This window comes from Sulfuritalea sp. (assembly GCF_031426875.1).
In the GTDB taxonomy this organism is placed as follows: Bacteria; Pseudomonadota; Gammaproteobacteria; order Burkholderiales; family Rhodocyclaceae; genus Sulfuritalea.
Window position 1 is genome coordinate 37,700 of record NZ_JASJPC010000012.1, and the last position, 11,558, is coordinate 49,257.

Annotated in this window: 7 protein-coding genes; 6 read left to right on the forward strand and 1 reads right to left on the reverse strand. The window is 62.9% G+C overall.

The features are described from left to right. Positions 1-26: 26 nt before the first annotated feature. The gene (gene trxB / locus RMO95_RS05845) at positions 27-977 is read right to left on the reverse strand and encodes a thioredoxin-disulfide reductase (RefSeq protein ID WP_310449659.1); all 951 of its coding nucleotides are present in this window, start codon (positions 975-977) and stop codon (positions 27-29) included. Positions 978-1,176: 199 nt separating this feature from the next. Between trxB and RMO95_RS05850 the strand changes: the two genes are divergently transcribed. The 6 genes from RMO95_RS05850 to RMO95_RS05875 form a co-directional block, all read left to right on the forward strand. Beyond that, positions 1,177-3,072, forward strand: a complete 1,896-nt coding sequence (locus RMO95_RS05850) for an adenylate/guanylate cyclase domain-containing protein (RefSeq protein WP_310449660.1) — start codon at positions 1,177-1,179, stop codon at positions 3,070-3,072. A 211-nt stretch (positions 3,073-3,283) separates the two neighbouring features. Continuing rightward, positions 3,284-5,224: an SUMF1/EgtB/PvdO family nonheme iron enzyme gene (locus RMO95_RS05855; protein WP_310449661.1), complete on the forward strand. Its 1,941-nt coding sequence runs from the start codon at positions 3,284-3,286 to the stop codon at positions 5,222-5,224. 53 nt (positions 5,225-5,277) lie between these two features. After that, a complete protein-coding gene (locus RMO95_RS05860) occupies positions 5,278-6,672 on the forward strand; it encodes a caspase family protein (protein WP_310449662.1) in 1,395 nt (464 codons plus the stop codon). A gap of 7 nt (positions 6,673-6,679) precedes the next feature. Continuing rightward, positions 6,680-7,585, forward strand: coding sequence for a hypothetical protein (locus tag RMO95_RS05865; protein WP_310449663.1), 906 nt, complete (start codon positions 6,680-6,682; stop codon positions 7,583-7,585). A 373-nt stretch (positions 7,586-7,958) separates the two neighbouring features. Then, the gene (locus RMO95_RS05870; protein WP_310449664.1) at positions 7,959-9,560 is read left to right on the forward strand and encodes a ShlB/FhaC/HecB family hemolysin secretion/activation protein; all 1,602 of its coding nucleotides are present in this window, start codon (positions 7,959-7,961) and stop codon (positions 9,558-9,560) included. A gap of 153 nt (positions 9,561-9,713) precedes the next feature. Next, positions 9,714-11,558 (forward strand): filamentous hemagglutinin N-terminal domain-containing protein (locus RMO95_RS05875; RefSeq protein ID WP_310449665.1); only part of this gene is annotated, 1,845 nt, incomplete at its 3' end.

The window sequence follows — 11,558 nt, forward strand, 5'->3', positions numbered from 1 at the left end:
AGTCCTGAACGCCGTGGTGTGGCGGCCTACTCCAGGCTGTCGAGATAGCGCTCGGCGTCGAGCGCAGCCTGACAGCCGGTCGCGGCGCTGGTCACGGCCTGTTTGTAGATGTGGTCCTGCACGTCGCCGGCGGCAAACACGCCGGGAATGCTGGTCGCCGTGGCGTTGCCGCTGCGGCCGGCCTGGGTCACGATGTAGCCGCCTTCCATTTCGAGTTGGTCGATGAACAAATCGGTGTTCGGCTTGTGGCCGATGGCGATGAACACGCCCATCAGCGGAATGTCTTCCTTGGCGCCGGTCGTCACATGCTTGATGCGCATTCCGGTGACGCCGGACTTGTCGCCGAGGACTTCATCCAGGACGTGGTCCCATTTGATGGTGACCTTGCCGGCCTTCTCCTTCTCGAACAGCTTGTCCTGCAGGATCTTTTCGCCGCGGAACTTGTTGCGGCGATGCACGACCGTGACGTGGCTGGCGATGTTGGACAGATACAAGGCCTCCTCGACGGCGGTGTTGCCGCCGCCGATGACAGCCACGTTCTGGTTCTTGTAGAAGAAACCGTCGCAGGTGGCGCAGGCCGACACGCCCTTGCCCGAAAACGCTTCCTCGGAAGGCAGTCCAAGGTACTGCGCCGAAGCGCCGGTGGCTATGATCAGCGCGTCGCAGGTGTAGCTGCCTGCGTCGCCGACCAGGCGTATCGGCTTTTCCTTGAGCGCCGCGGTATGAATGTGATCGAAAATGATTTCGGTCTGGAAGCGCACGGCGTGCTTCTCGAAACGCGCCATGAGGTCGGGACCCTGCACGCCGTCGGCGTCGGCCGGCCAATTGTCGACGTCGGTGGTGGTCATCAGTTGCCCGCCCTGGGCCATGCCGGTGATCAGCACCGGCTTCAGGTTGGCGCGGGCGGCATAGACAGCGGCGGTGTAGCCGGCCGGGCCGGAACCGAGGATCAGCAGGCGGGCGTGACGGGAACTCATGGCGGAGAACTTTCGGCGAGTGGTTGAGCGGTGAATTATATAGATTGGCATGCCGGGGGCGATTTCAACCGGGCGGCGGAAGTGCATGCACCGGGCTCTCGACTCCTGCCGGAGAATGGGTAAGATGCCCCGCTGCGAGTGCCGGCAGGCTGGTCCTTCCCTGCATGGCTGCTGGTCAGCACCCCGATAAGGAAAGCCCATGACGCTGCCGCACTGGATGTCTGCCGAAAGATTTCGCAAGACCTGGCAATTTCTGGCCGTGACGGTGCTCGCGCTGCTGGTCTCGCTCGGCAGCGAGCGGCTGGGCTGGCTGCAGGATTACGAGAACATCTATTACGACTACTGGCACCAGATCTCGGGCCAGCGGCGCGAGGCGCAGCATGCTGCCGTGATCGCGGTGGACGACGACACCCTGCTGCAATACAAGGACGATCCGCTGGCGTTCTGGCAACCGATTTTTGCCGTGGCGATGCAGAACCTCACCGATGCCGGCGTCAAGTCCATCGGGCTGGACTTCATCTATGCGGTCAGCGCCGAAGCCTGGCTGCGCAAACTCAATTTGCCGGACAGCGAGGTCTCGCGCAATTACGACGCCCCTTTCCGCGGCCAGTTGGCCCAGGGCAAGGCGATCCTGATCGCGCAACTGGTCGAGACTTCACAAGGCGACATGGAGGTGATGGGCCCCCCCCAGGAACATCTGCTGATGATGCCCAACGGCGCCTTCGACACCGGCATTGCCAACCTTTATCCGGACAATGACAAGCTGGTGCGCACCTTCTATCCGGTGGTGATTCCCGACAAACAGTTTCCCGGTGTCGGCTTTGCCATGCAGCTGGTGCTGCGGGCCACCGGCGGCGATACGCTGGGCGATGGCTGGAGCTTTGCCGGCGAGAATTATCCGCGCCAGAGGGAGCGCCGCCGCATCGGCTACGTCGGCCCCCCGGGCAGCATGCTCACCATATCGATGAGCAAGCTGCTGCAGGCCGATGCCCTGAACGATCCGGACGTCAAGAAACTGAAAGGCCGTTCCGTGATCATTGCGCCCAACAACATCGGCACCTCGGACCGGCATTTTTCGCCCTACTCGCGCGTGCTGCCGGGACATTCGGCCGAGCCGATGATAGGCGGCGAAATCCATGCGAACGCGATCGAGACGATTCTCTCGGGGATCTATCCGCGCAATCTTTCGCTATGGGCGGCCTGGCCGGCCCTGGTGCTGGTGCTGGTGGTGGCGGTCGCCCTCTATCTGCGTCTGCACCCCGCCAGCGGACTCGGCGTCGGCGTTGGCTTGTCCCTGCTGGTTCTCGTTCCAGCCTATGCGCTGTTCCAGAAGGATTTGCTGCTGTCGGTGGCGCCTTTCCACCTGGCCCTGGCCACGGCCTATCTGGGAACCCTGGCGTTGCGCCTGACCGGTGAGGAAAGGCAGCGCGCCCATCTCAAATCGATGTTCGGTCAGTATGTGTCCGACGTGGTGGTGGACAAGCTGATCGCCGAGGGCCAGCGCCCCAACCTGAGCGGCGAAAAACTCGAGGTGTCGGTGCTGTTTTCCGACATCCGCAACTTCACCACGATCTCCGAGAAGCTCGATGCCGAGGAGGTCGTGGAAATGCTCAATGCCTACTTCGGCCTGACCTGCGAGCCGATCCTGGAACACGGCGGCATGGTGAATAAATTCATCGGCGATGCGGTGATGGCGGTGTTCGGCTCGCCGGTGCACTACGACGATCACGCGCGCCGAGCCTTGCTCGCGGCGCAGGGCATGGCGCGCGAGGCGGAGAAGTTCAAGACCTGGATGAAGCAACGTTTTCCCGATCGTGGCCTGCCGGAGTTCGGCATCGGCATCGGCGTCCATAGCGGGCCGGCGGTGATGGGCGACATCGGTTCGGTCAAGCGCCGCGAATTCACGGCGATCGGCGACACCGTTAATGCGGCATCGCGGCTGGAAGGAGTGACCAAGGAACTGGGCTGCGTGGTGGTTGCCAGCGCAGCCTCGATCAAGGCTGCGGGCGAGGGCATACGCACCGGCCGTCGCGAAGTGATACACGTCAAGGGCAAGGCCGAGTCGATCGAAGTGTTCGAGGTGCTGTTCGATTAGGAATCGAAGGCAGGGTGGGAACCGGACAAGGCGCACCCTGTCAATGATGCATAGATGGTTGAAATTTCTAGTTTGGGTGGGATAATCAAAAAAAGTTGGATTTTGAGTCCCGGGATAATTTTTTATTCAGCATTTTCCGATGCCGATCAGCGCGTTAGCCAATTCACCCTGGAAGTCATCGGGTCACTTCAGCCGATGGTGTTGCGCCATCGTGCTCGGACTGATGGTGCTTGGCTCCCTTGGCAATGCGTTTGGGCAGGTGAAGCCGCAGGAAGGTCGCGTCGCCCTGATCATCGGCAATTCCGACTACAAGGCGGCTCCGCTGGATAATCCGGCGAACGATGCCAGCGACTTGGCGAATGCTCTGGAAAAGCAGGGTTTCACCGTTCTGGTGCGCGAGAATGTCGGTGAGCGGGGACTCAAGGAAGCCGTCGATATCTTTTCCAAGCACCTCAAAAAGGGCGGTATTGGCCTGTTCTTCTTTGCCGGGCACGGCATTCAGCTGAAGGACCAGAACTTTCTGCTTCCCGTCGATGTCGGCTTCGACAACGAAACCGATATCGCCTACAAGTCGATCAGTGCCGAGTACGTCCTCTCGCGCATGGCCGAGGCGGGCAACCGCATCAATGTGGTGATTCTCGATGCCTGCCGCAACAACCCCCTGCAATTGGCGCGACGAACGATCAACAAGGGCCTCGGGGTGATGAATGTCGGTCGGGCGGAAAGAGGTACGTTTATCGCCTACGCCACTTCGCCGGGTTCCACCGCGGCTGACGGCACGGGACGCAACGGTCTCTACACCAAGCATCTGTTGCGCGCTCTCGAAACCAAGGATACCGACATCGACAAGGTCTTCGGCCGCGTGCGCACCGGCGTCGTCCAGGATACCAACGGCGAACAGGTGCCATGGACATCCAGTTCCGTAGTCGGCAGCTTCTATTTCAATGTCGCCGAAGACATTGCCGCGCTGCAGCGTCCCACGGCCTCGGTCGCTGCCACGCATGAAGCGGCGGCGGAAGCGGCGCAGATTCCCTATGATCCGGTGCAGGAAAGGGCTCATTGGGAGCGAATCAAGGAGAGCCGGAACCCTGCAGATTTTCTTGCCTATCTGGAGCAGTTCTCGGGCGCGCAGCGCGCGGCCTATGCGCGCTGGCTGGTGCAGAAATATGGCGGTGTGCTGCCGGCACCTGCCCAGCGCCAGGCGGTAGCGGCGCCTCCCGCGCCGCAGCAGTTGTCGATGGCCTCGCCGGCTGCGGTGCTGCCGGCGCCACCCGCTGCCGCCGCTGCCGTGGCGGCCGGAGCCGCGGTACCGTCGCCCGGCACGCTGATCCAGGATTGTGCCGAATGCCCCGAACTCATCGCGACGCCGGCGGGGGAATACACGATGGGGAGCGGGCCGAAGGAAAAAATGCGTGAGCCTGACGAGGAACCGGCACATCGCGTGCGCATTGCCGCTTCGGTCGCGGTCGGCAAGTTCGAAGTCACGCGCGCCCAGTATGCCGCTTTCGTCAAGGAAAGCGGACGCGAGCACAAGCCCGGATGCAATTCCACTCGCGGCGGGTTTTTCCACAAGAATCCGAAAGCCACCTGGCAGAATCCCGGTTTCGAGCAGAAGGACGATGAGCCTGTCGTCTGTGTCAGTTGGGACGATGCCCAGGCCTATGTCCAGTGGCTGAGCAAGAAGGCTGTCAAGCCCTATCGCTTGCTGAACGAAGCGGAATGGGAATACGCCGCCCGTGCCGGCAGCACCGGCAGCCGCCACTGGGCCGAGACGGACAATGCTGCCGTGTGTCGCTACGCCAGCGTCGCCGATACGTCGTACAAGAGCGTTTCGCCCGGCTCCCCGATGTTTCCGTGTTCCGATGGTTTTGCCTATACCTCACCGGTCGGCCGCTTTCCGGCGAATTCCTTCGGTGTGCACGACATGCTGGGCAACGCTTGGGAATGGATAGAGGACTGTTGGAACGAAGGTTACGCAGGCGCACCTGAATTGGCCGCGCCGCGCCTTTCGGGTTCCTGTACGGAGCGCGTGTTTCGCGGCGGTGCCTGGAACAGCCCGCCATCCACCTTGCGCGCCGCTTATCGGGATCGCTCGTCGAAAGACGAGCGCCACGACAATCTTGGTTTCCGTGTCGCGCGTTCCCTGCCGTGACCGGCCGTCGCCACCCAAAGTTGCCGCGGGCGCCTGACGAACTTGACAGCCCCTTGCGGCGGAGTTTGCTGCTCGGCGGCAGTGCCGGTCTGGCGCTAGGTGCGCTGTCGTTTGCTCCGGAACTGTTCGCCCAGTCCGGCGGCGAGCCGATTCAGGACATCTATGCGCCGCGTGCCAAATATGCGCTGCTGATAGGCAATCGGGATTACCCGAATCGCAAGGATATTGCGCCGGCGCACAAGAACGTCACCGACCTCAAGGATGTACTCCAATACTACGAGTTCAAGGTCAAGGATTATCGTGACCTCGATGCGCTGGGAATGATGCGCGTGCTGACCGAGTTCGGCGCTGAACTGCGCACTGTCTCCGAAGCCAATCTTCCAGGCGGCGTCGCCGTGGTGTTCTATTTCTGCGGGCACGGATTCCAGTCGGAAGGCCGCAACTATCTGGTGCCGGCCGGCGTCGATCCATCTTCGGGCAAGGCGCTGAGTTCATCCCTGCGGCTCAACGAGGACATCCTGGTCGCCCTGCCCCAACATTATCCCGGTATCAGCATCGCGCTGATCGACGCCTGTCGCACCGACCCCTTCATCCGCAAGGGTGTCGACGACTTCAACCAGATTGCGGCACCCGAGGGCATGCTGGTGTTCTTCGCCACCCGGGCCGGCCGTCCGGCCCTGGCGCCGATCAGTCCGGATCGCAACACTTTCTTTGCCGGCGCCGTGGTCGATGTGCTGCGCGAGGCCAACGGCGTGACGCCGATCGATGACCTGTTCCGGATTGCTGCCGTCGAGTGCCAGGCGCGGGTTAAAGCGGAGTTCGACAAGGTCAAGCTGACAATACCGCCGCAGTTCCCGGAAAGCACTGGCAATTTGCGCGGTCGCTTCGTGATTCGCAACCGCGAACTCGAGCTGCGCCGCACGCAAAAGGGGCCGGCGTTGATTGGTGTCGATGTCGCGGTCATGGAACAGCGCTGGCAGGCGATACAGGCGACCCTGCGGCCGGCGACCCTGATCCGCCTGTGCAAGGATTTCGAGCGGGACTTTCCCGGCAGCGAATTCAGCCAGCAGATCCGGGTGGCGATAGTCGGCGCCCAGCAGGCTCTGGAAAGCCAGCGCTCGGCCCGCCTTTCCAGCGACCTGTTCACGGAGGCGGTCGGCGACAAGGGCTATCGCGACGATCTGCTCAAGGCCCTGCGCGGCGACAAGGATTCGGCGCATCGCATCGCGATCGCCTATCGCGACGGCACTTCGGGCGTGACCGTCAATTCGCGGCGCACCGAGCAATGGCTGCGCTTTGCCGCGGAATTGGGCAACGGCATCGCCAGTTGGGAACTATCGGAGCTCTACAACCAGAGCGGACAGGTCGGCGATGCCGCCCGGTTCGAGAAAATGGCGCTCGATCTGGGTTACCGGCCGCCGCCGCGGCTGGCGACGCGCGGATACTGAGATCGGCATGGCCCGCTGCCGCGACACGATGCCGGACGCCGTCTCGCCAGCGCCAACTCTTGCAGCTAGCGCGGGCGTAAGTCGCTTCGGTTCAGGCTTGTGGTGCGGCGCCATCCTGGCGATGGTTTTGGGTGCCGGCGTGGCATTCGGCCAGAACCGCAACTGGACCGGAGAGATACAGCCGGTCGCGCCCGTCACCGCCAGCGGTGCTGCGGCGGGTGTTGTCGGCGAGACAGCGGATCGACCCAAGCCCAAGGCCCTTGCGAAAAAGGAGGCCCGCAAAGTTCAAGCCAGGCTTCGGGCCAAGCCGAAAGATGAGCCCGGACGTCCGCTCAAGGCACAGACCAAAGTCAAGTTTCAGGCGAAATCGAGTCGCACGGACCGTCACCCACCGCCGCTCCCGGTGGCCACGCCAACCAATGGTAGCGAACAGTGCTGGACGCGGATCGAGGCGACCTCACAGCCGGCCAGACTGATCCGGTTGAGCGAGGAATGCGGGCGCGATTTACCGGATGATGGTCGGTATGCCACGCAGATCCGCGATGTGGCGGCGCACGCGCGCCGGGCGCTGGATATTCAGCGCTCGATCGGTCTTTCCGGGGATTTTTTCGAGGATTCCGTTGGCGATGCGAGCTTTCGGCGCAATCTGGGCAAGGCCGTGCGGGGCGACAAGGACGCGGCGTACCTGATCGCGCTAGCCTACAGGTTGGGCACGTCCGGCGTCGCGGCGAGTTCCCGGCGCATGGAGCAATGGTTGCGTTTCGCCGCCGAACTGGGCAGCGGCCTTGCAAGCTGGGAACTCGCGGAGCACTACAATTACGGCGGGCTCGTGGCGGATGCCGCACGCTTCGAAAAACGGGCCGTCGAGCTTGGTTACCGGCCGCCGTTTCGACTGCCTACCCGGGGTTATTGACCCGGCCGGCCCCGATCGGGAAGTTGGACCTCGGCATCCGGGCGCCGGAAGGCATACACTTGTGGTAGGATTACTACGTCCGATGTCGAAATGATGTTGATGGCATCGGGATGGCATTGACTTGGTTGGGGCGCTGACGGACTATGCAACATATTGCGAAGTGACAGGATAGTCCTGCAATTTTCCGGGCGCCCTCGCGGCTGATTCGGTTGGAGGGGCAACAAAAACAATGAACTTGAAGCATCGATCCGCCGTTTTCCGCGGTCGGGGTGTGTCCTGCGCCCTCCGACAGGTTTCGATCGCCCTGCTATGGCTTGGCTCCGCGGCCGCTTTTGGCCAGGCAGCGCCCGGTGCCGGCCAGATACTGCAGACCGTGCCCCCGGCTACGGTTCGTCCCGACAGCGGCCCCAGCATCGACGACCGATTCTCCAAGCCACGGGCCATTGCTGATGTCGAGGGCATGCAACTGGAAATCAAGGGCTTTCGCATTGTCGGTCTGACGGTGGTGCCCGAGACGGAGATGGCGCAAGTACTGGCTCCCTTCATCGGTCCGAACAAGCGCTTTCAGGATCTGCTCGATGCCGCTGCGGCAGTCAAGCGGGAGCTTGCGGGGCGCGGCTACTTCCTCGCCGACGCCATCGTTCCCGAGCAAAAAATCAGCGACGGCATAGTCGAACTTCGGGTTCTCGAAGGGCGTCTGGGCAAAGTCCGCCTACAGGTCGATCCTGCCGTGTCGATCAGCCGTTCCTTGCTGGAATCCTATATCGCGTCGCTGGAGGAGGGCGGACTGATCCAGACCGCGGACGTGGAGCGCGCCCTGTTCCAGATTCACGACCTGCGCGGCATCGTGGCCAGCAGCAGCTTCGCCCCCGGCGCAACGGCGGGGACCGCCGACCTGACCATCAAGGTCAGCGCCGGCAAGAAGCTCGACGCCAATCTCGATTTCGACGCCAACGGGTCGATCTACACCGGCCTGCATCGCGTCGGCGGCGGCGTGGACGGCAACAGCCTGCTGGGTTACGGCGAACTCATCAACCTGCGCGCGAGCAATGCCATCGACGGCAACCTGCGCTTTGCCCGCGCCTCGATCCTGGTTCCGTTCGGCCCTTGGGGCACCAAGCTGGGCGCGGCTTACTCGGAGCTCAAGTACCGCCTCGGCACTCCGCTTTTCGATGCGCTCAAGGTCAATGGCGCGGCGGCGGTCAACTCGCTGATCGCCATTCATCCGATCATTCGTTCGCGCAATACCAATCTTCTGGTAATCGGCCAGCACGACAAGCGCAAGTTCTACGACATGCAGTTGGCGTCCGGCGCCGAGACGCTCAAGAAAACCGACGTCAGCTCGCTGAGTTTGTCCGGCGATTTCCGCGACCGTGTCGGCGGCGGCGGCATCAACGTCTTCAATATCGCCTACACCCTGGGCGAACTGAAATTCGGCAACGCCGGCCTGGAAGCCGCCGACCTGGCCGGCCGCAAGACCAAGGGTCTTTACGGCAAGACCAACATTTCGGTGTCGCGCCTGCAGGCGGTGGCAGAGCGACTGGCGCTGTATGGCTCCTACAGCCAGCAGTTCACCAACAAGAACCTCGATCCGAGCGAAAAGTTCAGTCTTGGCGGGCCCAATGCCGTGCGCGCCTATCCGCAGGGAGAAGGCGCCGGCGACGAAGGCTACTTCGCCAGCCTTGAACTCCGCTACCGTCTGCCTTTCGAGGAAAATCTGCCCGGCAGTCTGGTGCTCACCGGTTTCTACGATTTCGGTCGCGCCATCCTGATCAAGCGTCCCACCGCCGCAGATTTCGCCGCCAACGCGGAACGGCTGCGCCGCATTGCCGGCCCCGGCATCGGCCTCAACTGGGAAGTTCCCAACGACTGGTATCTGCGCACCACGCTGGCCTTCCGCGACACCACCAAGGCCACCGCGGACCACTTGTTGCGCTATCCGCGCTTCTACTTTCAGTTCAGCAAATTCTTCTGATTTGGGAAGCGCCGCCGTGCACTCCGCCCGGAAGCCCAGGTTTCAGAACAGGCTGATGTCTGCCGCCGGCGGACGCAATGCCGAAAATGTTATGTCGTCCCGCCCCCCGGACAGCATTGCGTCCGGGCGCAACGACTGCTAGAGGACATCGTCATGTTCAAGCACGCCACCCTGAATCGCGCCTACCGCCTGGTCTGGAGCGAGCTGCGCAATACCTGGATCGCCGTCGCCGAATTTGCCCGCACGCGCGGCAAGCGCGCTTCCGGCGCGGTGGCCATCGGTACCGTGCTCGCGCTGGGTGCCGCCAGCGCGACCGCCGCCGGAGAGCCGTCGCCGACTGCCTTGCCGACCAACGGCCAGGTAGTGGCCGGGCAGGTCGACATCAGCAGCAGCGGCGCGCGCATGGACGTCAAGCAGGGCTCCAGCAGCGCCATCGTTAACTGGGACAGCTTCAATATCGGCAGCCAGGCCCACGTCAACTTCGCTCAGCCGGATGCCTCCGCCGTCATCCTCAATCGTGCCAGCGGCGGCTCGGCGATCTTCGGCCGGATCACGGCCAACGGCAACGTCTTCATCGTCGATCCCGGCGGCATTTTGTTTGCTCCCGGTGCGCAGGTCGATGTGGGCGGCCTGGTGGCTTCGTCGCTGGGCATTTCCGATGCCAACTTCCTCGCCGGAAAATATCAGTTCGAAAGAGTTGGTGCTGGCGGCACGGTGGTCAATCAAGGCAGCATCAATGTCGCCAATGGCGGTTTCGTTGCCCTGATCGCGCCGCAAGTCAGCAACAGCGGAACCATCACCGCAACGAACGGCAGCGTCGGCCTCGCTGCCGGCGATTCGGTGAATCTCGATTTCGACCACGACGGCCTGCTGAGCTTCCAGGTCGATGTCGCCGCCGCTGCCGCGCGCGCCGACAACAGCGGCGTCATCGTCGCCGACGGCGGCCGCGTCGTCATGAATGCGCAGGCCAAGGATGCGTTGCTGTCCACCGTGCTCAATAACGACGGCGTCATTCGCGCGCGTAGCCTCGAAAGCCGCAACGGCGAAATCTGGCTCGGTGGCGGCAGTTCGGGCGTGGTCAGTGTCACCGGCACTCTGGATGCCTCGGGCACCGGGGCCGGGCAGGCCGGCGGTACGGTAAAGGTGCTGGGCGACAAGGTCGGTCTCTTCGCTCAGGCGAAGATCGACGTTTCGGGAGTTGGCGCTGGCGGCACGGCGCTGGTCGGCGGCAACTGGCAGGGCAAGGGACAGGAACAGAACGCCAGCGCGACTTATGTCGGCAAGGATGTGAGCATCAAGGCCGATGCCGTTGGAACCGGCGATGGCGGCAAGGTGGTGGTCTGGTCCGATCAAGGCACACGTTTTGACGGCTCCATCAGCGCAACTGGCGGAGCACAGGGTGGGGATGGCGGCCTCGTCGAAGTCTCCGGCCGCGACGGACTTGCCTTCAATGGCACGGTGGGTGCCGCTGCCCCCATGGGCAAGACAGGGACGCTTCTGCTCGACCCGAATGATATCTACCTGATTCATGGTGCCGACACGACTGGGTCCGAGGATGCAAACGTAACGGCATCGGCCATCGATTTTGCATACGTGAACATCGGCAATGGCGAGATAAGCGACGGCAAACTCGATAGCCTTGGCGACGTCAATATCATCCTGCAGGCGAAAAACCTGATTCAGGTCGGTACGTTTGCGGGCGCGTCCCAGGCCGTCAGTCTGACTGCCCTGACCAGCAACACCCTCACACTTCAGTCCGGTGACAATACTGCGCTTGGCAATATCAACTTTGTCAACGGATCTTCACTGACTACGGCCGGTGGCAATGTTGCCATGTATGCCGGCGTCAATCCGGTCGGCAATGTTCCTTACGCAACCGACACCGGTACGGCCAATCTCGGTGCGATCACCACCAACGGTGGGTCTCTGAGCGTTTATGCCAAGGGCACCCTGACCGCGGGCGGCGCGATCGCCAGCAACGGCGGCGCGGTCAGCCTC